The sequence below is a fragment of the Arthrobacter glacialis genome (genome assembly GCF_002909415.1).
GTDB classification, from domain to species: domain Bacteria; phylum Actinomycetota; class Actinomycetes; order Actinomycetales; family Micrococcaceae; genus Specibacter; species Specibacter glacialis.
The window spans coordinates 265967-287574 of record NZ_PPXB01000003.1; the positions used below are offsets into that span (position 1 = coordinate 265967).

Annotated in this window: 23 protein-coding genes; 9 read left to right on the forward strand and 14 right to left on the reverse strand. The window is 63.9% G+C overall.

Annotated features, from left to right (window positions below; genetic code table 11):
- Positions 1 to 39: 39 nt before the first annotated feature.
- Together CVS28_RS04850 and CVS28_RS04855 are read left to right on the forward strand one after the other, a co-directional pair.
- Positions 40 to 1512, forward strand: a complete 1473-nt coding sequence (locus CVS28_RS04850) for an ABC transporter permease (RefSeq protein ID WP_103480832.1) — start codon at positions 40 to 42, stop codon at positions 1510 to 1512.
- Between the two features lie 3 nt (positions 1513 to 1515).
- Positions 1516 to 2202: an ABC transporter ATP-binding protein gene (locus CVS28_RS04855; RefSeq protein WP_103480833.1), complete on the forward strand. Its 687-nt coding sequence runs from the start codon at positions 1516 to 1518 to the stop codon at positions 2200 to 2202.
- Positions 2203 to 2291: 89 nt separating this feature from the next.
- Here the strand turns inward: CVS28_RS04855 and CVS28_RS04860 are convergent, their stop codons facing one another.
- The 8 genes from CVS28_RS04860 to CVS28_RS04895 form a co-directional block, all read right to left on the reverse strand.
- Positions 2292 to 3962 carry an MDR family MFS transporter gene (locus tag CVS28_RS04860; RefSeq protein ID WP_103480834.1) on the reverse strand — a complete coding sequence of 557 codons (1671 nt, stop codon included), beginning with the start codon at positions 3960 to 3962 and terminating at the stop codon, positions 2292 to 2294.
- The gene (locus CVS28_RS04865) at positions 3959 to 4588 is read right to left on the reverse strand and encodes a TetR/AcrR family transcriptional regulator (protein WP_103480835.1); all 630 of its coding nucleotides are present in this window, start codon (positions 4586 to 4588) and stop codon (positions 3959 to 3961) included. Before CVS28_RS04865 ends, CVS28_RS04860 begins: the two co-directional genes overlap by 4 nt.
- Before the next feature lie 45 nt (positions 4589 to 4633).
- Positions 4634 to 5662, reverse strand: a complete 1029-nt coding sequence (locus CVS28_RS04870; RefSeq protein WP_423716378.1) for an enoyl-CoA hydratase/isomerase family protein — start codon at positions 5660 to 5662, stop codon at positions 4634 to 4636.
- Positions 5550 to 6818 (reverse strand): CaiB/BaiF CoA transferase family protein, encoded by a 1269-nt coding sequence (locus CVS28_RS04875; RefSeq protein ID WP_243399696.1) that lies wholly within the window; start codon positions 6816 to 6818, stop codon positions 5550 to 5552. The genes CVS28_RS04870 and CVS28_RS04875 overlap by 113 nt, the downstream gene beginning before the upstream one ends.
- Positions 6811 to 8355, reverse strand: coding sequence for an aldehyde dehydrogenase family protein (locus CVS28_RS04880; protein WP_103480836.1), 1545 nt, complete (start codon positions 8353 to 8355; stop codon positions 6811 to 6813). The genes CVS28_RS04875 and CVS28_RS04880 overlap by 8 nt, the downstream gene beginning before the upstream one ends.
- Positions 8356 to 8499: 144 nt before the next feature.
- Complete coding sequence (locus CVS28_RS04885) at positions 8500 to 9237, reverse strand: ATPase (protein ID WP_103480837.1); 738 nt, start codon at positions 9235 to 9237, stop codon at positions 8500 to 8502.
- 109 nt (positions 9238 to 9346) lie between these two features.
- On the reverse strand, positions 9347 to 10870 hold the full coding sequence (locus CVS28_RS04890; RefSeq protein ID WP_243399697.1) for a SulP family inorganic anion transporter: 1524 nt from the start codon (positions 10868 to 10870) through the stop codon (positions 9347 to 9349).
- A gap of 105 nt (positions 10871 to 10975) precedes the next feature.
- Positions 10976 to 12028, reverse strand: a complete 1053-nt coding sequence (locus CVS28_RS04895) for an ABC transporter substrate-binding protein (protein WP_479768592.1) — start codon at positions 12026 to 12028, stop codon at positions 10976 to 10978.
- A 165-nt stretch (positions 12029 to 12193) separates the two neighbouring features.
- Between CVS28_RS04895 and CVS28_RS04900 the strand changes: the two genes are divergently transcribed.
- From CVS28_RS04900 to arr, 4 genes are all read left to right on the forward strand, one after another.
- Positions 12194 to 13195: an iron chelate uptake ABC transporter family permease subunit gene (locus CVS28_RS04900; protein WP_243399711.1), complete on the forward strand. Its 1002-nt coding sequence runs from the start codon at positions 12194 to 12196 to the stop codon at positions 13193 to 13195.
- 2 nt (positions 13196 to 13197) lie between these two features.
- A complete protein-coding gene (fepG, locus tag CVS28_RS04905) occupies positions 13198 to 14253 on the forward strand; it encodes an iron-enterobactin ABC transporter permease (RefSeq protein WP_423716382.1) in 1056 nt (351 codons plus the stop codon).
- Complete coding sequence (locus CVS28_RS04910; protein ID WP_103480840.1) at positions 14253 to 15065, forward strand: ABC transporter ATP-binding protein; 813 nt, start codon at positions 14253 to 14255, stop codon at positions 15063 to 15065. The genes fepG and CVS28_RS04910 overlap by 1 nt, the downstream gene beginning before the upstream one ends.
- A gap of 74 nt (positions 15066 to 15139) precedes the next feature.
- Positions 15140 to 15568: an NAD(+)--rifampin ADP-ribosyltransferase gene (arr, locus tag CVS28_RS04915; protein ID WP_103480841.1), complete on the forward strand. Its 429-nt coding sequence runs from the start codon at positions 15140 to 15142 to the stop codon at positions 15566 to 15568.
- A gap of 30 nt (positions 15569 to 15598) precedes the next feature.
- Here arr and CVS28_RS04920 read toward each other — a convergent pair whose 3' ends face one another.
- The 4 genes from CVS28_RS04920 to CVS28_RS04935 form a co-directional block, all read right to left on the reverse strand.
- Positions 15599 to 15808 carry a helix-turn-helix domain-containing protein gene (locus CVS28_RS04920; RefSeq protein WP_103466054.1) on the reverse strand — a complete coding sequence of 70 codons (210 nt, stop codon included), beginning with the start codon at positions 15806 to 15808 and terminating at the stop codon, positions 15599 to 15601.
- Entirely contained in the window at positions 15808 to 16284 is a 477-nt protein-coding gene (locus CVS28_RS04925) for a DUF2975 domain-containing protein (RefSeq protein WP_103480842.1), read from the reverse strand. The genes CVS28_RS04920 and CVS28_RS04925 overlap by 1 nt, the downstream gene beginning before the upstream one ends.
- Before the next feature lie 80 nt (positions 16285 to 16364).
- Positions 16365 to 16982, reverse strand: coding sequence for a LysE family translocator (locus CVS28_RS04930; protein ID WP_103480843.1), 618 nt, complete (start codon positions 16980 to 16982; stop codon positions 16365 to 16367).
- Between the two features lie 77 nt (positions 16983 to 17059).
- Positions 17060 to 17845, reverse strand: coding sequence for an AraC family transcriptional regulator (locus CVS28_RS04935; protein ID WP_103480844.1), 786 nt, complete (start codon positions 17843 to 17845; stop codon positions 17060 to 17062).
- A 235-nt stretch (positions 17846 to 18080) separates the two neighbouring features.
- Between CVS28_RS04935 and CVS28_RS04940 the strand changes: the two genes are divergently transcribed.
- Positions 18081 to 18257 (forward strand): YciI family protein, encoded by a 177-nt coding sequence (locus CVS28_RS04940; protein WP_103480845.1) that lies wholly within the window; start codon positions 18081 to 18083, stop codon positions 18255 to 18257.
- On the opposite strand, the gene CVS28_RS04945 is transcribed toward CVS28_RS04940, so the two are convergent.
- Both CVS28_RS04945 and CVS28_RS04950 read right to left on the reverse strand, forming a co-directional pair.
- A complete protein-coding gene (locus CVS28_RS04945) occupies positions 18241 to 18945 on the reverse strand; it encodes an ankyrin repeat domain-containing protein (RefSeq protein ID WP_423716379.1) in 705 nt (234 codons plus the stop codon). The genes CVS28_RS04940 and CVS28_RS04945 overlap by 17 nt on opposite strands.
- A 9-nt stretch (positions 18946 to 18954) precedes the next feature.
- Positions 18955 to 19512, reverse strand: coding sequence for a GlcG/HbpS family heme-binding protein (locus CVS28_RS04950; RefSeq protein WP_103480846.1), 558 nt, complete (start codon positions 19510 to 19512; stop codon positions 18955 to 18957).
- 230 nt (positions 19513 to 19742) lie between these two features.
- Between CVS28_RS04950 and CVS28_RS04955 the strand changes: the two genes are divergently transcribed.
- Positions 19743 to 20960, forward strand: a complete 1218-nt coding sequence (locus CVS28_RS04955) for a sensor histidine kinase (protein WP_103480847.1) — start codon at positions 19743 to 19745, stop codon at positions 20958 to 20960.
- A complete protein-coding gene (locus CVS28_RS04960; protein ID WP_103480848.1) occupies positions 20957 to 21583 on the forward strand; it encodes a response regulator in 627 nt (208 codons plus the stop codon). Before CVS28_RS04955 ends, CVS28_RS04960 begins: the two co-directional genes overlap by 4 nt.
- Positions 21584 to 21608 lie beyond the last annotated feature (25 nt).

A 21608-nucleotide genomic window follows, 5' to 3' on the forward strand; every position in this document is an offset into this window, starting at 1 on the left:
CGGTCGCCGCATGGGCGGCCACATAGTTGGGAGCAAGTCATGAGTGTGGTGTCCCGAAGCGTGGGCAACGCCTTCCGCAACAAGATTCGGACAAGCGCTGTGGTGATCATTTTGGCTGTCGCCATTGGTCTAGCGCTGTCCATGTTGGTTGCCAACCAAGCCGTTGCCAGCAAGGTTGATTCACTGAAAGCGTCCGTGGGGAACAACCTCACGGTCAACCCGGCAGGATCCCGCGGCGGTTTGGGCGGCGGCGAGCCGTTGACGACGGCGGAACTCACCAAGGCATCCGCCGTCGAGCATGTGACCAACGTGACCGGGACGCTGAGCGTGCGGTTTAGCAATGCGGCTGCGGAGACCAACACTTCCACTGGGGGCAACGGGCCCGCAGGTGGCCAGGGCGGCCCCGGCGGCGGCTTCGGCGCAAGCGGCACCACCAGCCTGGAATCGGCTGTGGAGCCGGGGTCACTGGGCCAGCGCAACAACAGCAACGGCAGCAGCGGCAGCAGTCCAGAATCCGGGCAGGGACCTATAGCCGCTCCCGCCGGCTTCAGCATCCCCATCCAGGCCACGGGAGTCTCCACCTCCACAACAGCCACCGGGGCAGCCATCAATGTCACCAGCGGCGCACAGCTCACCGACTTTGCCGCGGAATCCAAGCAGGCACTGGTGGGCAGCACACTCGCCACCAAAAACAGCCTGACGGTCGGCTCCACCTTCACCGTCCAGGACAGGACCATGACGGTCACAGGCATTTTCGATGCCGGCACCGAGTTCGATAACAACGCCATCTACCTGCCACTTGCGGCAACACAGACCCTCACGGATCAGACAGATCAGCTGAGTAGTCTCACGGTGACGGTGGACAGCATCGAGAACATGGCTGCCACTCAGACTGCACTTACTGCCGCGCTGGGTGCCGACAAGGTTGATGTCACCTCCGGTTCGGCCAATCTGGATTCGGCCATCACTTCCCTGGGCAGCGTGCAAAACATCTCCCTCATCGCTTTCATCGCCTCACTGGTGACGGCCGGGCTCATTGTGCTGCTGATCATGATCATGGTGGTGCGTGAGCGGCGCCGTGAAATTGGTGTCCTGAAAGCCATCGGCGCCTCCAACCGCACCATTGGCGCGCAGTTCGTGATCGAGGCCCTGGTCCTGGTGGTTATGGGCTCTATGGTTGGCGCCGTCGTGGCCGCCTTCAGCAGCAACCCCATCGCCAACGCCCTGGTGGCAGGCAACACGAGCACCAGCACCACGGCTGTGGGCGTACCCGGCGCGGGCCCCGGCGGCGCAGGCCCGGGTGGCGGTTTCGGCGGCGGCGAGGGTTTCACCCGGGCCCGCGGCGCCTTTGCCGGAGCCGAACAGCTTACTGGCACTGTCAGCACGTCTCTGGGCTGGCAAACACTGGTGTTTGGGGTGGCCGGCATTTTGCTGATCGCGGCCCTGGGCGCCCTCATTCCCGCCTTGCTGACAGCCAAGGTGCGTCCCATTGAAGTTCTGCGAGGAGAGTAAGCGATGCTAACAGTGACAGATGTGGTCAAGACCTTCAATTCAGGCGATCGCACCATCAAGCCCGTCAACGGGGTCAGCTTCAGCCTGGAACAAGGCAGTTTTGCTGCCATCCTGGGCAAGAGCGGCAGCGGCAAGAGCACCTTGCTCTCGCTGCTGGGGGCACTGGACAAGGCAACATCCGGGGATGTTGTGGTGGACGGCGTGAATATTTCCACCCTGCCGGACGGCAAGCTCACCGCCTACCGGCGCGACGACATCGGTTTCGTGTTTCAGGCTTATCACCTGATTCCCAACCTGTCCGCCAAGGAAAACGTCATGCTGCCCATGGAGTTTGCCGGCGTATCCCACGCCGCAAGAAGCCAGCGGGCGGCCGAGCTGCTCAACCAGGTGGGGCTGACGGAGGAGATGCACTCCCGCAAGGCGAACAAGCTCTCCGGCGGCATGCAGCAGCGCGTGGCCATTGCCCGGGCGCTGGCGAACAATCCCAAGTTGATCCTGGCCGATGAACCCACGGGGAACCTGGATGATGAAACCGGTGAGGTCATCATCGCCCTGCTGCGGCGGCTGGCCCATGAGAAGAAGACAACCATTCTGGTGGTCACGCACGATCAGGCCCTGGCAGCCCAGACGGACAGGAAGTTCCGGCTGGCCCGCGGCAAGATCACCGAAGACACCAAGAACTCCGCTTAACCAACTATGACGCAGTAGGTGCCATTTTCGCGGCGATTTTCAGCACCTACTGCGCCATAGTTGGGGGCGGTCATCGTTGGGGGCGTTGCTTACTTGCTTGGCGCCGGAGCTTTCGCCGAAGGATCCTCGGAGGCAACGGCGTCGTACTGGACAGCTGACTCAAATTCAGCCATCCCCTCGGGGCTCACATCCAAAACAATCTCGCGGTCGGCCTTGGTTTCCAAGGGGACTTCCTTCACAAAGCACAGCACAATTGCTGCGAGCACGGCCAGCGGCACCATCCACAGGAAGACCGGGATCAGGGCCTCGTTGTAGGACTCAATCACCAGCGCCTTGATCTGCGGCGGCAGGCTGTTGACCAGATGCGGCGTGAAGGAGTTGGCCCCACCACCCCCGGTACCGCCCGGGAGTTTCTCGGCAACCAGTTCGTGGAGGCGGCTGGCGAAAACAGCACCAACTACGGCGGAGCCCAGGGTGGCACCCACCTGGCGGAAGTAGTTCTGCCCGGCCGTTGCCGTTCCCACAAACTTCAGCGGGAACGAGTTTTGCGCCACGAGCGTCAGGATCTGCATGCTGGCACCCAGGCCAATGCCCATGATGCCCAGGTAGATGCAGATAACGTAGATGGGGGTGCCCACGGTGATGGTGGCCATCAGCGCCAGCGCAACGGCCAGGATGAGTGAGCCAACAATGGGCGAGACCTTGTACCGGCCAGTGTTGGAGACGCGGCGGCCAACCACCACGGAGACAACCAGGAGGCAGGCCATCATGGGGATCATCAGCAGCCCGGCCTCGGTGGCCGAGTAGCCGGTGGCCATCTGCAGGTAGGTGGGCATGTAGCCGATGGCACCGAACATGGCGATACCGGTGAGCAACCCGGCAACGGTGGTCAGGTTGAAGTTGCGGTTCTTGAACAGGCTCATGGGCATGACGGGCTCGGAAACGCGCAGTTCCACGATGACAAAGAGCACGCCCGTGACAACAGCCGCAATGGCCAGACCGATGATTTCCGGTGAATTCCAGTCGTATTGCGAGCCGCCCCAGGTGCCCACCAGAACAATCGCCGTGGTGGCCAAGGCAATGAGTATCATGCCCAGGTAGTCAATCTTGGGGCGGGTTGCGTGCACCTTGCGCGGCACATGAAGCAGGAAGACCGTGGCAAGAATGGCCAGCACGGCCAGCGGCACGTTCATCCAGAACGTCCAGCGCCAGCCGGGTCCCTCCGTGAGCCCGCCACCAATGAGCGGTCCGGCCACTGAGGAGAACGCGAAGACGCCGCCCATGATGCCCATGTATTTGCCACGTTCGCGGGCAGGGACAACATCGGCAATGGTGGCCTGCGAGAGGATCATCAAGCCACCGCCACCCAGACCCTGGACCACACGGGCCACGATCAAGGTGGTCATGTCCGGAGCCAGCGCACCGATCACCGAGCCCACCATGAAGATGGAAATCGCGAACAGCAGCATGGGCTTGCGGCCCAAAAGGTCGCCCAGCTTGCCGTAGACGGGCATCATGATGGTGGAGGCCAGGATGAAGGCCGTAATGATCCATGCCATATGTTCGACGCCGGAAAGCTCGCCAACAATGGTGGGCAAAGCACTGGAGAGCACTGTCTGGTTCAGGGAGGCCAGCAACATGGTGACCATCAGGCCGGCAAAGAGCAGCACTATCCTGCGCTGCGCATGGGGATCACCCTGTTCGGCCGGGGCACCTGCCCCGGCTTTCTGGGCGGTGGAACTTATTTTCTTGGTACTCATAGCGTTGCCTTAATGGCCTCTCTGAAAATTTCGATGGCCTCGTAAACGGCGGGGCTGTCCTCGTTTGTTGTCACGGTGGGGTCTTTGGAGAACGCGAACCGCAGAACAGTTCCCGCCATCATCAGCAAGGCCATCGCCGAGTCTTGTCCTGGCGGCAGCTCCGACCACGTATCCTCTGGCAGTCCGTCCTGATGTCGCTTCAAGAGGGCAGCCTCCACCAGTTCCTCCGAGGCCCGCATGTGGGCGAAAATGCGTTTCCCCAGCTCCGGGTAGTCGGCCTTAAGCTGCCTGCGGCGCTCACTCAGAGATTCTGCGGGGAACATGGACCGGATCACGGCGGCCATCAGGTGCACCGTTCTGCCAAACAAGTCTTGGTCCCCATCAGCACGGAAGGCCGCGATGGTCTCTTCGGAGAGTGTGGGTGCCTGAATGCCCAAGATGGCATCTTCCTTGGACGCGAAGTAGTTGAAGAAGGTGCGCTTGGAAATGCCCGCCGCATCGGCAATGGCTTCCACGGTTGCCTTGTTCAGGCCCTCTTCGCTCGCGATGAGCGAGGCCTTGTCATGGATCAGCGCCCACGTCTCAAGGCGGTTCCGCTCACGCAACGGCACAGTGGTTTTTTGCATACCTCAAGAATACGCACTGGTGCACTTATTGCACAAGTGCAAAGTTTACATCTGTGCATGTTTTGGCTCACAGTGGCTCAGCTCCCCTGCCACCTCCTGTCGGCGGCGTGCCAAAGTGGCGGGGGCCCATGAAATTTCATGGGCCCCCGCCACTTTGGCACGCCGCCGACAGGAGGTGGCAGGGGAGCTGAGCCACTGTGAGCNGAACCGGGGGGTTTCCTTGGCCAGGAATGCTGCAATCCCGATCTCGGCGTCGGCACTGCGCACCATTTCCTGTTGCCAGCGATCATAGAGTTCGGCCACGTCCGCCGTCGAAGCGCCCAGGGCGTTGACCAGCTCCTTGTGCGCCTGGTGGGAGAACTGCGAGCGCGCAGCAACATGGTGTGCAAAGTCGCTGACCTGATCCCAAAACGATTCCCCGGAGAGAAGTTGCGTTACCAGCCCCAAGCGAAGAGCCTCGGGCGCCTGAACAAAATCGCCCGTGAGCAGCAAGTACTTGGCGGTTGCCGGGCCGGCGATCTCCACGAGCCGCTGGATTCCGGACAGGGGGTACACAATGCCGATTTTGGCTGGCGTGACACCAAAAACCGCCCTGGTGCTGGCCAGCCGAAGATCGCACGCCCCGGCAATTTGCCAGCCGCCGCCCACGCAGTAGCCGTCGATGGCGGCAATGGTCGGCTTGGGGAATGCTGCGAGCGCGTCCTCGGCGGCCGTGATGTCCAGGCCGCCGTGATGCCCCGTGGCCGGGTCGTGCAGGATGCTTTTGAGTGAGGCAATGTCCGCCCCTGCCGAGAAGTGCTCCCCCACCCCTCGCACCACCAGCACCTTGACGCCGCTGTCCTTCGCCAAGACAGCCAGCAGGGCCATGAACTGTTGCCACATGGCATGAGTGACGGCGTTGCGCATGGCCGGGTTGTCGATCACCAGCACGGCCACCTCGCCGTGGCGTTCCACCCGCAGCTCAGCCACGGGGAGCCACCGCCGGCGCGGCAAGCACCACCCCGGCGTCCACCAGGCCGGCGATCTGTTCGGCGGTGAGCCCCAGCCCCGCCAACACGGCCAGAGTGTCCTCACCCAGCGCCGGAGGTGCCTTGCGAACGGCGGGTGCTTGCCCGTTGACCGACACCGGGCCGCGCAGCAGCGGCAGCTCGGAGCCGTCGCTGCGGGAAACTGTTTGCACCATGTTCAGGTGCTGCACCTGCGGGTCGGCAAAGGCCTGGGCGTAGTTGTAGATGGGTCCGGCCGGGATGCCTGCGGCCCGCAGATCGCGCAGCCAATCGGCAGCATTTTGCCGCGCCAGCAGGCCGTCGATGAGTTCCCGGAGCTCCTCCCGGTGGACAGTGCGCAGGCGGCTGGAGGAATAGTCAGGGTGCGCCGCCAACTCCGGCCGCCCCAGCAGCTCGCACAGCTGCACCCACTGCTTTTCGCTGCCCACGGCGATGATGAGCGGAATGTCCGCGCTCTTGAACACCCCATACGGCGAAAGGACAGGGTGGTTGTTGCCGCGCGGCACGGGCACCTCGCCGGTGCTCAGGTACTGCTGGCCCTGAAACGCGGAGAGCGAGAGTCCTGTTTCCAACAACGACGCCGACACCGTACTTCCAGCCCCGCCCTCCTTGCGCCCGGCCAGGGCAGCGGCAATGCCAAAGGCCGTATAGATCCCGGTGACCAAATCAACGATGGGCACCCCCACCCGGTACATATGGTCAACGTCCAAACCCGTCACCGACATGAGCCCGGACATGCCTTGGGCCACCTGATCCAAGCCGGCGGCCTGGCTCAGCGGACCGGTTGGCCCGAACCCTGTCACCGAGGCGATGATCAGCTTCGGATTGGCCTCCCGCAGCAGATCCGGGTCCAGACCCGTGGCGGCCAGCACTCCCGGACGGAAGTTTTCAATGAGCACATCGCTGGCTACAGCCAGGTCCCACAACAGGGTCTTGCCGGCCTCGGAGTAAAAGTCCACGGCCACTGATTGTTTGTTGCGGTTGGCGGAGTCGAAGTACAGCGAGTGCACGCCGTCGAAGGGAGCCCAGGCGCGGCTGGAGTCACCACCGTTGCTGCTTTCCACCTTGATGACTTCCGCGCCCATGTCACTGAGAAGTGCCGCACAATAGGGGCCGGCGAGTGCACGGGACAGGTCCATGACCTTCACCCCGGCGAGGGGCAGGCCACCCGCTGATGCGGCGCCCTCAGCACTGGAGCCCTCAGCACTGGAGCCCTCAGCCACGGGTACCGCTCGGGCGCAGTTTCACGTTGATTTGCTTGGTCTGGGTAAATCCCTCGAGCATGCCTTCGAGGGAAACTTCCCGGCCCATGCCGCTTTGCTTGTACCCGCCGTAGGACTGCCCCACCATTTGCCCGCCGCCCTGGTTGACCTGCACCCAGCCGGCATCAACGCGGTGCGCCGTGTTGAGGGCGTCGTCGAGGTTGTGGCTCCACACGTATGCGGCCAGCCCGTAGTGGGTGTCATTGGCCATGCTCACCACCTGGTCCACCTCACGCCAAGGAATCGCCACCAGCACGGGCCCAAAGATCTCCTCACGCGCAATATGGAACTCGTTTTTGCCACCCGTAAACAGTGTGGGCACGTGGTAGTAGCCCTCCGTCAGCGGCCCGGATTGTGGCGCGTCCCCGCCCAGCACGGCCTTCATGCCTTCGGTGGCCCTCCCCTCATCCAGGAAGCCGCTGATCTGGGCGTGCTGGCGGGCGTTGATGATGGCGCCCATGTCCGTGGCCTCATCCAGCGGGTCGCCCACCGTCAGCGCGCCAAGCTTCTGCGTCAGCCGGGAAACAACCTCGTCAAAAATGTCCTCGTGCAGGTACAGCCGGGACCCTGCCGTGCAGCTTTGCCCCTGCCGGGTGAAGCGTGAGGCCAGGAGCAGACCGTTCATGAGTTCGACGTCGGACTCCCCGCCTCCATCGAGAACGTCGGGGAACACGATGGAGGGGTTTTTTCCGCCCAGTTCCAGCGACATGTGCGCCAGCCGGCCTCCGGCTTGGGCGCCCACCTGGCGCCCCACCTCGGTGGATCCGGTGAAGGAGACCTTGTCCACGCCGGGGTGGGTGGCCAGCGCGTCACCGACCACGGCACCGCGGCCCGTGAGCGCGTTGAGCACTCCTGCGGGCAGGTGCTTATTGCACACCTCGGCCAGGAGCAGGATGGTCAGCGGGGCGTCGTCGGCGGCCTTGAGGATCACGGTGTTGCCGGCGGCGAGCGCAGCAGGGACCTTGAACGCGGCTATCAGGAGCGGGGAATTCCAGGGCAGGATGGCGGCCACCACGCCCAGCGGTTCCAGCCGGGTGTACTGCAGCTGGTCATCCCCGGCGGGCAGGGTGGTTCCCTTAACCTCACCGGCGATGCCCGCAAAGTAACGGAACATGGCCACCATGCTGACGGTTTCCGGCCGGGCCTGGGTACGCAGGGCGTTGCCCGTATCCAAGGCAGTGAGTCTGGAAAACTCCTCGGCCCGCTGCTCCAGTTCATCTGCAATGGCCCACAAGGCCTTGGCCCTGCCCGTGAAGTGCAGGGCGCGCCAGGCCGGGAACGCGGCACGGGCTGCCGTCACTGCATGGTCGGCGTCTTCCACCGTGCCGGCAGGGACACGGGCAATGACCGTCTCGCGGCGGGCGGGATTGTGCACATCGCGCCATTGGCCGCTGCGCGATGGCACAGGCACGCCATCAATCCACATCGGGTGATCCCTTACGGACCACACAGGGTTGGACCACTCAGGGTTGGAACTGATGGGTGTCTCAGTTGTCATATCTAAAGCCCCTTTGCTTTATCAACGGTGGCGGCCATGGGTGTTTGCCGTCCATGACCACTGTCACACTTGGTCATCGCTGGTGCAAGCAACGCGCCCTAGGGAGAAGTGTTGATTGTCGCCACGCGCCCTGGCTAAAAGCGCTCAGCCAAAGAGCCCGTTCAGCCAGGTTCCCCACGCTGCTGCTTCCGTGCGGGCAATTTCATCGCCGGCAGCCTCGTCACTGGCATCCCCGGCAAAGAGGTGGATGGTCATGCCCACCACCGAGCCAAAGGCGTTGCGGCCAAAGAACCTGTACATGGCATCCTCGGTGCGCAGGCCCACGAAGTTCTCGGCAAGGTAGTCCACCTCGGCGTCAATGTGCCCCAGCCCCTCGATGGTGACGCTGACGCGGTGCCCGGCTTCGACGTCGGAGATCCCTAATGCGGCCTTGACCCGCTGCAGGGCATCAGCCGCGCCCGAACCCTCCGGGCCTTGGACCTCAGCGAAGCTGGCCTGCCGGCCCGGGAAGTACTTCACCACTTGGGCCAGGGTGTGCTGGTAGAAGGCCGTGTGCTGTTGGGCCGCCTCATACTGGTTCTCTTCGTCCTCGAAAATGACACCGCTGTGCACGTAGCGCAGCCACGACTTGCCGTCGGGGCGCTCGGAGATCTCAAACTCCAAGGTGTTGTAAAAACCGTTCTCGCCGTCCATGTGGTTCGCGTAGCGATGCGGCGGATCCCACGCTGTAACGCTGCTGCCAAAGGGCCCCGCACCGCCAAGCTTCAACTCGATGTCCACCGGCCACAACCAGCCGGCGCTGCCCTCAGTGGCCGCGGCAAACACCTGCTCGGGGGTGCCGTCAATCTGCTGCTCATGGACAATCTTGAATTCCCTGGTCATCTGCTGCTCCTCATCACGGCCGCCTGGCGAGCGCCGTCGCCAACTACCAGCCATTATGCTCCCGTGGTGCGACATTGTCGCTGGGAGGCACGACGGCGGCTGGCCGGGCTTAGTCCTGCGCGCCAAGCTTCCCGGCGAGACGGTCATGCATCGCGGCACTGGCCACGTCCAGGCCGGTGATCGCCACAGTCTTGCCATGGCGGCGGTATTTGGAGGTGATCGCGTCCAGGGTGGCAACGCTGGAGGCGTCCCATACATGGGAGGCACTGAGGTCAATGACCACATGGTGTGGATCCAGCGCGTACTCAAACTGGGTGTACAAGTCGTTGGAGGAGGCAAAGAAGAGTTCGCCGTCCACGCGGTAGCTTGCCGTCTCCCGGCCGTTGACGGTTGATACGGTTCGCTCCACGGCGACCAGATGGGCCACACGTCGGGCGAACAGGACCATGGCAACCAGGACGCCCACCCCAACACCTATGGCCAGGTTGTGCGTGGCCACCACCACGGCAACCGTGACCACCATGACGGCAGTCTCGCTTTTGGGCATCATTTTCAAGGTGGCCGGGCGGATGCTGTGCCAGTCGAAGGTGGCGAGCGAAACAAAAATCATGACCGCCACCAAGGCTGCCATGGGAATCAGCGCCACAACATCACCGAGCACGATCACCAGCACGGCCAGGAAAACGCCGGCAAGGAACGTGGAGATGCGGGTGCGGGCGCCGGATGCCTTGACGTTGATCATGGTCTGGCCAATCATGGCGCAGCCGCCCATGCCGCCAAGGAATCCGGTGACAACGTTGGCCACTCCCTGGCCCAGCGCCTCTCGGGTCTTGGAGGAGCGGGTGTCCGTGATGTCGTCAACCAGCTTGGCCGTCATGAGGGATTCCAGCAGGCCCACAAAGGCCATGGCGAGCGCGAACGGGGCAATGATCTTGAACGTTTCCCAGGTCAGCGGGACGTTGGGCACGAACAGGGACGGCAGGCTGTCCGGCAGCTCACCCTTGTCCCCCACCGTGGGGACAACTATTCCGGCCAGAACCGTGAACAGCGTCAGGACCACAATGGCCACCAGGGGTGCGGGCACCGCCGTGGTCAGCTTGGGCAGGCCAAACATGACCAGCAGCGCGAAAGCCGCCAGCGGGTAGACCATCCATGGCACACCTAGCAGTTCGGGCAGCTGGGCGATGACTATCAGGATGGCCAGGGCGTTGACGAACCCCACCATGACCGAGCGGGGAATGAAGCGCATCAGCCTCGCGACGCCGGCCAGCCCCAGTACCAGCTGGAAGATTCCGGCCAGGATGACGGCGGCAATGAGGTAGTCCAGCCCATGGCTCCTCATCAGGGGCGCAATGACCAGTGCGACGGCGCCGGTGGCCGCGGAAATCATGGCCGGCCGGCCGCCAACAAAGGAAATGGTGACCGCCATGGTGAACGCGGCAAACAGCCCGATCCGCGGGTCCACCCCGGCAATGATGGAGAACGCGATGGCCTCCGGGATCAGGGCCAGGGCCACGACCAGTCCGCCGAGCACTTCGGTCCGCAGGCGCCGCGGGGACTTCAACGCACCCCAGACGGACTGCAGTTCCTGGGGCGTGGGTGCCGGCTTCAGCGCAGCGGTTTCGAGCGCCAATGTCGGCTCCATTCAATAGTCAAGGGGCGCGACAAATGAAAGCCTGCCCAACGTCCAACTTTAGCGTGGCGGGCAGCGGACAGGGCTGCCTGCCTGCTTGACCACCTACTTGACCAAGAGAGTGCGCAAATCGGCGAGGATCAACTGCGCGCCGGCCGGGCCCAGACCCAGGAACCAGACGTCGTCGTTGATGGACTTTGCATTGCCGGCCTTGACGGCACCGAGCTTGGACCAGATGGGGCCGTCAACCACTGCCTGTTCGCCGGTTGTGGCGGGGTCGCCGTAGCTGCTGTAGAAGACCCAGTCGGAGTCGGCCTGGTCAATGTTCTCGGCGGAAATTTCCGCAGCCAACTCGTCAATGTTCTGGTTCTCCGGGCGTGCCAGCCCGGCATCCTTCAGGATCACCCCGATCAGGGACTTGTTGGCGTACAAGCGGATTTTTCCGGGCATGAAGCGGACCAGGGAGATCTTCGGGTCCCCTGTGACGTCCTTGTTGAGTGCCTCGGCCTGCGCCTGGTAGTCGTTGAGGATGTCCACGGACTGCTTTTCCTCGCCCAGGGTCTTGCCCACCAGCAGGAAGTTTTCCTTCCAGGGGAAACCGGGGCGGATGCTGAAGACCGTGGGGGCAATGCTGGAGAGCTGGGTATACAGCTTGTCCGCGCGCAGCTTGCTGCCCAGAATCAAGTCAGGTTTAAGCGCGGCAATCGCCTCAAGGTTCAGGTCCTGAATGGTGCCGATGGTGGCCACACCCTCCACTTTGGAGGCCAGGTAGCTGGGGATGGAATTCTTGCCTTCGGTGGTGGGGATGCCGACGGGCGTGATGCCCAGGGACAGGACATCGTCCAGTTCACCGGTGTCCAGGACCACCACGCGGGTGGGCTTCTTCTCGATGCTTGTCTCACCGCCGGCGTGCTTGATCACGCGGGGGAACTCGCCGGGTGCGGCGTCGGTGCCGAGCTTGGCGGTTTCCGCATCAGCGGTGGTGAACTTGGATCCGCCGGTGGCTACGTCGGCGTTGCCGGCGCCGGAGCCGGTGGTCGCTGCAGCACCGCAGCCTGCCAGCAGGCCAATGGCCAAGGTGGCGCCAACGGCGCGCAGCACCAGGCGGCGGGTGCGGATGAGGGAAGGCGGCTGAGACGCCGAATCGTTGTTTTTCACTGACTAAGGCTAACCTAATTACAGGGCGTTTCTGGCGGCGAGTGATGGGGGTCACTTAGGCGGCGCGCCCCCCTTTATCCCAGCCTTCCGGAACGGTTTACAGTGTCCCAAGTGACAACCCATCACGTTGAGCGTTCCGCTCGCACCCTCAAGGAGCGGCGCGGCGTGGCCGGCACACCCAGCTGGCGGCTTCTGGTCCTGCTGATTGCGGCAGTGGCACTCGTGGGCGCTTCCCTGCTCAGCCTGGGTGTGGGCGCGAAGTTCATTGACGTGTCCGACGTCGTCGCAGCCTTCCTGAATCCGCAAGACAGCGTGAACCATGCAATTGTTTTGGAGAGCCGCCTCCCCCGCACGCTGATGGGCATCGCCGTCGGGCTGTCCCTGGGTGTGGCTGGTGCCTTGATCCAGGCCATCACCCGCAACCCCCTGGCCGATCCCGGCATCCTGGGCGTCAATGCCGGCGCATCGTTTGCCATGATCGTTGCGATCGGCCTGCTGGGCATCTCCTCGCTGACCGCCTACATTTGGTTCGCGTTCGCGGGGGCCGTCCTGGCCACCGCCGCCGTCTACGTGATCGGCACCTCCGGGCGAAATGTTGTCAATCCGATCCGCCTGACGCTGGCCGGTGTGGCCCTAGGCGCGGTCTTGACGGGCATTGGGTCCGGGCTGACGCTGCTGAACCCGAAGGCGTTTGATCACTTGCGGTCCTGGAGCATTGGCTCCTTGGACCAGCGCACCATGGACATGGTCGCCACCGTGGCCCCGTTCATGGCGGCAGGGCTGGTGATTGCCCTTTTCGCGGTGGGCGGGCTGAACGCCATGGCACTGGGCGACGATCTGGCAACCTCCCTGGGCAGCAACGTGAACCGCACCCGGATTTTGGCAGTTCTGGCCATTACGCTGCTGAGCGGTTCGGCCACGGCCGCGGTTGGCGCCATTGGTTTTGTGGGACTCATGATCCCGCACGTGGCGCGCTGGGTCATGGGCCCCGACCAGCGGTGGATCATGGCCGCAACGCTCCTCTTCTCCCCCATTCTTCTGCTGGTCTCTGACGTGGTTGGCCGCATTGCCGTGCCCGGCGAGCTCCCCGTGGGTGTGGTCACGGCGTTCATCGGCGCCCCTGTGCTGATTGCGCTGGCACGCCGGAAGAAGGTGAGCGGCCTGTGAGCATCTCACGCCCGGACCTGGACTTTGGCCGGCTGACCTTGCTGGTGCGCACCCCGGGAGGCGCCGCCAGTTTCCGCATGGAGACCCGCACCGTGCTGGTGTGCTTCGTGGTTCTGTTGTTGTCCCTGCTGCTCGCCGCCGTCGCCCTGGCCACGGGCGACTTTGCCGTGCCCCTGCCGGAGGTACTGCGGGCACTCACCGGCGGCGGGGATCCCATGACCCAGACAGTGGTGGCCCAGTGGCGGCTCCCCCGCGTCCTCATGGCCCTGGTCCTTGGCGCCGCACTGGGCATGAGTGGGGCAATCTTCCAGTCGCTGACCCGAAATCCGCTCGGCAGCCCGGACATCATCGGCTTCAACACCGGCGCATATACTGGGGCGCTGCTGGTGATCCTGGCCGTTGGTGGAAGCTACTGGCAAGTGGCCGCCGGGGCACTCGCGGGTGGTATTCTCACGGCCTTGGCGGTGTATCTGTTGGCGTTTCGGCGCGGCTCGCACGGCTTCCGCCTCATCATTGTGGGCATTGGCATGAGCGCCATGCTCGCCGCCTTCAACCACTGGCTCATTCTGCAGGCCGAACTTGAGGCAGCCATGGCAGCGGCCGTGTGGGGCGCCGGCTCGCTCAACGGCATCACCTGGGAACAGGCCGGGCCCGCTGTGCTGGTGGTCGTGGTGGTGTCGGCGGCCGCACTCGGTGTTTCGCGCCGGATGCGGATGCTGGAAATGGGCGACGACGCAGCCCGCGCCTTGGGCGTCCGGGCCGAGCCCACCCGCCTGCTGCTGTTGATACTTGGCGTGGCACTGACTGCCGCTGCCACCGCCGTCGCCGGCCCCATCGCCTTCGTTGCGCTGGCAGCACCGCAGCTGGCCCGCCGCTTGTGCGGCAACGCCGGGATTTCCCTGGTGCCCTCGGCATTGCTGGGCTCTTTGTTGCTGGTGGCCAGTGACCTCGCCGCCCAGCGGCTGTTTGCACCGATCCAATTGCCCGTGGGCGTCGTGACCGTCAGCATCGGCGGCATCTACCTGATCTGGCTGCTGGCCAGGGAAGCAAGGAAATAATGAGCCTCACCACAGCCACCCACCCGGGCCTGGAAACCACCGATCTGGCCATCGGCTACGACCAGCGGGTCATCTCGGAGCATTTGAACATCCAGATCCCCGAGGGTTCATTCACCGTGATTGTGGGCCCGAACGCTTGCGGGAAGTCGACGCTGTTGCGGGCACTGGCGCGCCTGATCAAGCCGCGCAACGGGCAGGTTTTGCTCGATGGCAAGTCCGTGGCCGCATTCCCAGCCAAGGAATTGGCGCGGAAGCTGGGCCTGCTGCCCCAGTCTTCGATTGCCCCGGACGGGATCACCGTGGCAGATTTGGTGGCCCGGGGCCGCTACCCGCACCAAAAACTGTTGCGGCAGTGGAGCGTGGCGGATGAGGCCGCCGTCGTCGATGCCATGGCAGCAACAGGGGTGGAATCACTGTCCGGCCGCCTGGTTGACGAGCTCTCCGGCGGGCAGCGGCAGAGGGTGTGGGTGGCCATGGTGCTGGCCCAGCAAACCCCCCTGCTTCTGTTGGATGAGCCCACCACGTTCCTGGACATTGCGCACCAGATTGAACTGCTGGAGCTGTGCCGGGACCTCAATCAGGACAAGGGATTCACGCTCGTTGCCGTGCTGCACGACCTCAACCATGCCAGCCGTTACGCCAGCAACATCATTGCCATGAAGGACGGCGCCGTGGTGGCCGAGGGCGCACCCGCGGACGTCATCACCGAGAAGCTGGTGGAGGAAGTCTTCGGCATGCCGTGCAGGATCATCGAGGACCCCGTCTCCCACACGCCCCTGGTCATCCCCCTGGGGCGCCCCCGCACCGCCTGAGGGCGGAAGATTTTTGGACCACAGTGCTCCGCGCGGGGCTACAGTGGGATGCAAACGTCAACGCAGGGGTACCCATGGAGCAGCAGACAACACCGTCCCAGCCCAACGATTCCGGGCCTTTTTACCACGGCACCAAAGCCGCACTGGTGCCCGGCGAGCTGTTGAACACCGGTCACAGCTCTAATTACGGTGAACGAAAAACAGCCAACTTCCTCTACCTGACGGCAACCCTGGATGCGGCCACCTGGGGCGCCGAGCTCAGCGCTGGCGAGGGCCCCGGGCGGATCTACCGGGTGGAAGCCACCGGTCCCTTCGAGGACGACCCCAATCTGACGGACAAGAAATTCCCGGGCAATCCCACAAGGTCCTACCGCACGCGCGAACCCTTGCGGGTCATTGCCGAGGTGCTGGACTGGGAACCACACTCCCTTGAGGCGCTGGGGCACATGCGTGGCCACCTTGAACAGCTCAAGCGCGACGGCGTGGAAGCCATCAACGACTGATCCGCGGCAATACCGGGGCCCGCGCCTGGTTTAGGGTTCGGGTTCCCACCGCAGCAGGTCCCCGGGCTGGCAGTCGAGTGCCTCACACAATGCCTCAAGCGTGGTGAACCGGATGGCCTTGGCCCGCCCGTTCTTGAGCACTGCCAGGTTGGCCGGGGTGATGCCGACACGTTCGGCCAGGGCACCCACCGGCATCTTGCGCTTGGCCAGCATGACATCGATATTGACCATGATGGGCACTAGATGACCTCATCCAGCTCTTGGCGCATGGTCATGGCCTGGGCCAGCAAAGTGCGCATGACCACCACTATCAACGCCACAGCGCCAATCAACAGCCCCACGCCCCCGAGCATGAGCACCACTCCCGGCGCCACCGCCTCGCCGGGGGCCAGGACTGCACCCATGGCAAAGGTGAGCAGCGCGGCCGCCGCAATGGCGGCGATGATGACGTCCACATATTTGAACGCCGCCTGCGCAAACACCGCGTCCCTGCGCACCAAGCTCAGGAGTTTCCACACGCACAAAAGCGTCACCTGGATGGCCAAAAGTCCCAACAGAACTATCACCACAATGGCTGGCCTAACCCTGAGCACTTCGGATCCTGCCTCACTCAGGTCAACGGCCAGCAACGGCACCATCACCAGCTGCACAAATAACAGGCCAGCCAATCCCACCGCGAGGCATATGCGCAGCGCCAGAACAGTTAAGCGTCCCATCCCCATCCTTCCATCGAACAACGATGTAAATATATCGTTAATCGATAGATTGAACAAGGCAGGCGGCCGTAGGGGCACAGCTACTGCCACAGCCCTGCCACGAGGGTCACGACCATCCCGAGCCCCAGGAGCACAAGAACACCTCCCGCGACCTTTGTCAGCCACGGCAGGAAGCGGGACAGTTTGCTGAGCGCCCGTTCCGACCCCAAGGCAATCGCAAGGAAGAGGTCCCACAGCAGGACCACCGCGAACATCCAGGCACCATAGAGCCCCAGCGACACGGCATCCGCGGCGGCAAGGCCCGCCGCGAGACTGACATAGAAGAGCGCGTTTTTCGGATTGAGCAGGCCGGAGGCGAACCCGAGACCCAAGCTCTTCCCCCAGGTGCTGCGCGCCGCCACCGCCATCTCGGGGACAAGCACTGCCGTGCTTGCGCGCAGAAACATCACACCGATGTAGCTCAGAAAGATGCCACCTGCCGCCTGAATTGTTCCCAAGAGCACCGGGTGGGAGATCAGGGACAGCCCCGAGAACGCGGCCGCGATGAACACACCGTTGGCCAGTGCGATGCCCAGGCAGGCACCACTGGCGTTGCGCCATCCGTGACTCATGGTGGTGCGGGCGATCAGGAAAAAATCGACTCCTGGGATCAGCAACGCCAAGAAATGCGCCGCCGCCACGGCAAAGAACTGCTCCATATGTCTCCCACTGCCTCGACTGCGAACGTGGTCAAGTTTGCTGGATGGCAGCGGTGCGGTCTTGTACGATATTGCGCCTAGCTGCGATAACTGCCAGGGGATGAAGCCACATGGGCGCGGAATACCCGGTGGAAGTGGCTTTGATCGACAAAGCCAAGGGCGTGGGCGGTCTCCGCCAGGGGCCGTCCCTCGCGGAGCATCTTCCGGGCAGTGATGACACGCTCGTTCTGCCGCCACGCCAGTGGCGCGAATCCTGTCAGCTTTTTCATGGCCCGGATGAGCTGGTACTTGCCCATCCCCGCGATCTGGGCCAGTTCATCGAGCAGTGGATTCTCCTCATCATCCCGCAGCCGGATGAACACCGGGTTCAGCCGGTGAAGGAGCTCGACGTCAGTGGTGGCAAGCAGTCGATGCGCCGGTTCACGTCCCGCACATGCTGCTAACGCCTCGCGGAACCCTGTCTCGATCCGGCCGGGTGCCGCGCCGGTAAAAATCAGTTCGTTGATGAGTGAGAAATGCCCGTACATTTCCGGCTGCCGGTACACGCTGATTCCGGCAACAAGCTCTGTGGCTCCCTCCGGCAGGAGCCCACCAACCCAGTCCTGATCGGCCTGGATCATTTGGTACCGCCAGTGACCGCTGTCCGGGTTGCAGGCGTGGACGCGCCTCGCCGGAATAAGAATGACATCGCCGGCGGCCAAAGGAACGGGGTACCCCGCGGCCCCGCTGAACACAGTGGTGCCCGAGTCGATCAGGCCAACTGAAAACCTGTCATGACTGTGTGGCCGGTAGCTTGCGCTCTCTTGGCACGAGCGGCGCGATTCCAAGTGCGGCAGCTTGTTGCTGTGCCAGAACTCTGTCACCGTTTTCCCTCTTCTTTTCACCCGATGCCGGCATCGGCGCTTGCCCCGTAGGTTCACGGGCCGCTCAACCAGTCTAGGCAGCAATGCCAGTGCTAAATTCCGGGCGGAACCCCAGAGGAGACGTGCGGCCCCCCCTACCGGTGTCGCCCCGGTCCTCGCTACGGTGGCAATTGTCCCAGCACCTCACATCTCCAGCGGAGGCACCGCATGAAGCAGTACATGATCTCGGTAAGCCATGACTGTTGAAAACACGGGCGCCTCAGCCGTTGTGAGCGACGGACCCTGCACCCTGCCCCAGGAATACCTTGGCGGCTTCTGGGTCATCGAAGCCAGCGACCTTGAAGCCGCGCTGGAATGGGCCAGCAACCGAACAATGGCCCACGCACTGGGCCAGCTCAGCTGTGCGTGCTGATGATCTCCTCGATCTCCGTAAAGCCCAGGCGCTGCGCGTTCTCCAGGACAGTGCGCCCCTCGGGGTCCCGCAGGTCCGGGTCGGCACCGGCGTCCAGCAATTGCCGGACAACGTCCTGCTGTTTGGGGCCGCCGTCGTTGAGCAGGACAGCTTCCTGCATGGCCGTCCAGCCAAGGTTGTTGACATGGTTGACCGGCACCCCGGCCTTGATGAGAATCCGCACCGTTTCCACATGCCCATGCTCGCTCGCCGGGATGAGGGCGGTTCCGCCGTAGCGGTTGGTGCTGGACACATCGGCCCCGTGGGCAAGGGTTAGCTCCAGGATCTCGTTGAATCCTTCGGCCCCGGCGTAGAGGAACGCCGAGTCCTGCATCGAATCTTTGGCATTGACGTTCCCGCCGGCCTGGATGAGCCGGTCAACCAAGGGCAGGTCGTTGGCCTTGGCGGCGAGAATCAGCTGCTGGTCAAGGTCCATTTGGGCCTCCGTGGACAGGGCAGCGCGGGTGGGTGTGGGCGCAGCGAGGGTGGGGAGAGGTGATTGGCTCGTGGCGGCGGACGACGGCGGCACTTGGGTTGCCGCCGTCGTCCCTTCGCCTGCTGTGCAGGCCGAGATTAAAACCGTCATTGTCCCCACTGCGGCCGCCAGCAATAGACGCTGGTGTGTGCTGGACGCTGTGAATCGTGCCATGGGGAAAGGCTACTTGATCAGGGCCGCGGCGCCGGCAGCTGCGCAGGCCTCGTCCAGCATGCCGTCGGGGGCACCACCCACGCCGATCCCGGCCACGGAGACGCCGTTGACCTTCAGGGGAACGCCGCCGGGCAGGAACAATGTTCCAGGCAGGTCAGCGATGCTGGGGCCGTTGCCCTGGATGCGCTTGGCCAGCTCGCTGGTGGGTGCCCCAAAGGCGGCGGCTGTGTAGGCCTTCGCCTTGGCTGAATCGATGGTGTGCTCGGCGGCATTGTCACCGCGCAGGATTGCCTGGACGGTGCCGAAGCGGTCAACCAACGCAACGGTCACGAAGGGAAGCTTGTCTGCCTGGCATTTTTCCAGGGCCGCGCCCACAGCTTGTGCAGACGCACCAACGGAAATGCGGTTCTGGGGCACTGCGTTTGAAGCAGCAATGAGGACATCTGCGGCCGGCTTGGCTGCTGGCGCGGCGGAGCTCGTGCCGGCATTGGCAACAAAGGTGGTGCCTCCCGTGAGCAGCAACGCTCCAACGGCGGCGGCGGACATGATCTTGGTGGACTTCTTCATGGTGGTCTCCTTGGGTTTTTGAATGCTGGGCCTGTGGGTGGGACTGGCCGGCTTTTGGGTGCCTGTGCCGTGTCTTCATGGTGTCGCGGACGGCCGTGCCGGCACATCGGGCCTTGGGCTGGAGCAGGATCATCCAATGCGGCGGCCTTGTCAGCCAAAAGGCTGAGAGACCAGCAACGGCAGACGCTCTAGCATGGGAGAAACGCCTTTCATTGCACCGGAACAGGACCATGCCACCTTCAGCTCCAGCCCCGCTGCCCCACCCCGGCAATCCCTCGGGTAGCGTCCAGGAATCAGTCATCACGCAGCCCCGCCAGCTGGGCCGGATTGATGCGGTGGTGCACTTGGGCTTTGTGGTGCTCATGGTGGCGTCACTGGTGCGATACGTCATGCGGCATCCGCCTGCAGACAACATCTGGGTGCTGGCTCTTGCGGCGGGCGTGTGCGCCATCTATGCGGTGGTGGCGGTATTGGCACGGCGACGCCGGCCCTGGGCGTTGTGGATGTTTGCCCTGGTTGTTTTGTGGTCGGCACTGGTTCTGGTGGCACCGAGTTTTGCGTGGTGTTCTGTTGCTGTGTTCTTCCTCTGCCGGACCGCTTTGTCTGGCTGGGCGGCACATCTGGCAGGTGGAGTGATCGCCGTGGCAACGTCAGCAGGATTATTCAGGCTCAGCGGCGGCAGCGACATCGCCATGTTGCTGGGGCCGTTGGCCATCGGTGCCATGTTGACGCTGATCTACGACCGGATTGAACACGATGCCCGGGAACAGCGCCGGCTTCATGCCCAGGTTTCCGCGGCCCAGGCCAAGCTCGCCGCCAGCGAGCGCCGGGCTGGCACCATTGCCGAGCGCGAGCGGGTTTCCCGTGAAATCCATGACACAGTGACGCAAGGCCTTGCCAGCAGCCTGCTGCTGCTGGAGGCCGCCACCAGGACCTGGCCGAGCACCGCCGCCAAGGGAGATGTGGACCGGGCCAGCACACTGTTGCGGGCGAACCTCACGGACACTCGAAGCCTCGTGCATGAACTGGCCTCGCCGGGGCTGGACACCGTGCCGCTGGCCGAGGCCCTGCTGCAGGCCGCATCCGCCTACGTTCCAGACGTCCGGGTGCAAGTCACTGGCATGGCGCGCACCCTTCCCTCCGATGTCCGCCATGCCCTGCTCCGAGTGGTTCAGAGTGCCGCCGCCAACATCAAACTGCACGCTGCCGCTCCCCACACAACGGTGACCTTGGGGTACCTGCCGGGCACTGTCACCTTGGATATTTACGACGACGGAGACGGCTTCGACCCAGGCGGCACCGCCCCGCCGTCGAAGACCGGTGGTTACGGGCTGCGGGCCATGCGGGCACGCGTGGAGCAGCTGGGCGGGGTATTCTCGGTGGAAAGCACGCCCGGCGAGGGAACCATCGTGGCTGCGCAGCTTCCCACGGAGGATATCGACGCATGACTTCCATTTCTGTTCTCTTGGTGGACGACCATATGGTGGTCCGCAGCGGGCTCAAGGCCCTGCTGGGCACCCAGCCGGACATCAGCGTTGTTGCCGAGGCCGCCTCGGGGGAAGCGGCCCTGCTGGCCATGGCGGAGCACAGTCCCTCGGTGATCGTCATGGACCTCGCCATGGGTGCCGGCATCGACGGCATAGAGACCATCAAGCAGGTGCGGCGGATCAACAGCCGGCAGGCCATTCTTGTGTTCACCACCTACGATTCCGACGCCGATATTGTGCGGGCCGTGGACGCAGGCGCCATGGGGTATCTGCTCAAGGACGCCACGCCCGAGGAGATTTTTGCCGCAGTCCGGGGCGCGGTGCAGGGGAAAAGTGTCATGAGCGCTCCTGTTGCATCCCGGCTGTTTCAGCAGCTGCGCAATCCCGACGAGGTGCTGACACCCCGGGAAGCCGAGCTGTTGAGCCTGTTGACGGAGGGGCTGAGCAACAAGGCGCTGGGGCAGCGGCTGTTCATCTCCGAGGCCACCGTCAAGACACACCTGGCCCATATTTACGCCAAGCTCGGAGTCGAAACGAGGGCGGCTGCCATTTCCACCGCCATCCGGCGCGAGGGCATGCGCTAAGCGTCCCGGATACTGGCAGCTGCGT

Excerpts from the sequence above, each read along its gene's own strand:
- CVS28_RS04885 (WP_103480837.1), bottom strand. The coding sequence starts at position 9,237 with ATGACCAGGGAATTCAAGATTGTCCATGAGCAGCAGATTGACGGCACC.
- CVS28_RS04910 (WP_103480840.1), top strand. The coding sequence starts at position 14,253 with ATGAGCCTCACCACAGCCACCCACCCGGGCCTGGAAACCACCGATCTG.
- CVS28_RS04865 (WP_103480835.1), bottom strand. The coding sequence starts at position 4,588 with ATGCAAAAAACCACTGTGCCGTTGCGTGAGCGGAACCGCCTTGAGACG.
- CVS28_RS04880 (WP_103480836.1), bottom strand. The coding sequence starts at position 8,355 with ATGACAACTGAGACACCCATCAGTTCCAACCCTGAGTGGTCCAACCCT.
- CVS28_RS04855 (WP_103480833.1), top strand. The coding sequence starts at position 1,516 with ATGCTAACAGTGACAGATGTGGTCAAGACCTTCAATTCAGGCGATCGC.
- CVS28_RS04950 (WP_103480846.1), bottom strand. The coding sequence starts at position 19,512 with ATGAAGAAGTCCACCAAGATCATGTCCGCCGCCGCCGTTGGAGCGTTG.
- CVS28_RS04960 (WP_103480848.1), top strand. The coding sequence starts at position 20,957 with ATGACTTCCATTTCTGTTCTCTTGGTGGACGACCATATGGTGGTCCGC.
- CVS28_RS04850 (WP_103480832.1), top strand. The coding sequence starts at position 40 with ATGAGTGTGGTGTCCCGAAGCGTGGGCAACGCCTTCCGCAACAAGATT.
- CVS28_RS04940 (WP_103480845.1), top strand. The coding sequence starts at position 18,081 with ATGACTGTTGAAAACACGGGCGCCTCAGCCGTTGTGAGCGACGGACCC.
- CVS28_RS04955 (WP_103480847.1), top strand. The coding sequence starts at position 19,743 with ATGCCACCTTCAGCTCCAGCCCCGCTGCCCCACCCCGGCAATCCCTCG.
- CVS28_RS04945 (WP_423716379.1), bottom strand. The coding sequence starts at position 18,945 with ATGGCACGATTCACAGCGTCCAGCACACACCAGCGTCTATTGCTGGCG.
- arr (WP_103480841.1), top strand. The coding sequence starts at position 15,140 with ATGGAGCAGCAGACAACACCGTCCCAGCCCAACGATTCCGGGCCTTTT.
- CVS28_RS04930 (WP_103480843.1), bottom strand. The coding sequence starts at position 16,982 with ATGGAGCAGTTCTTTGCCGTGGCGGCGGCGCATTTCTTGGCGTTGCTG.
- CVS28_RS04860 (WP_103480834.1), bottom strand. The coding sequence starts at position 3,962 with ATGAGTACCAAGAAAATAAGTTCCACCGCCCAGAAAGCCGGGGCAGGT.
- CVS28_RS04925 (WP_103480842.1), bottom strand. The coding sequence starts at position 16,284 with ATGGGACGCTTAACTGTTCTGGCGCTGCGCATATGCCTCGCGGTGGGA.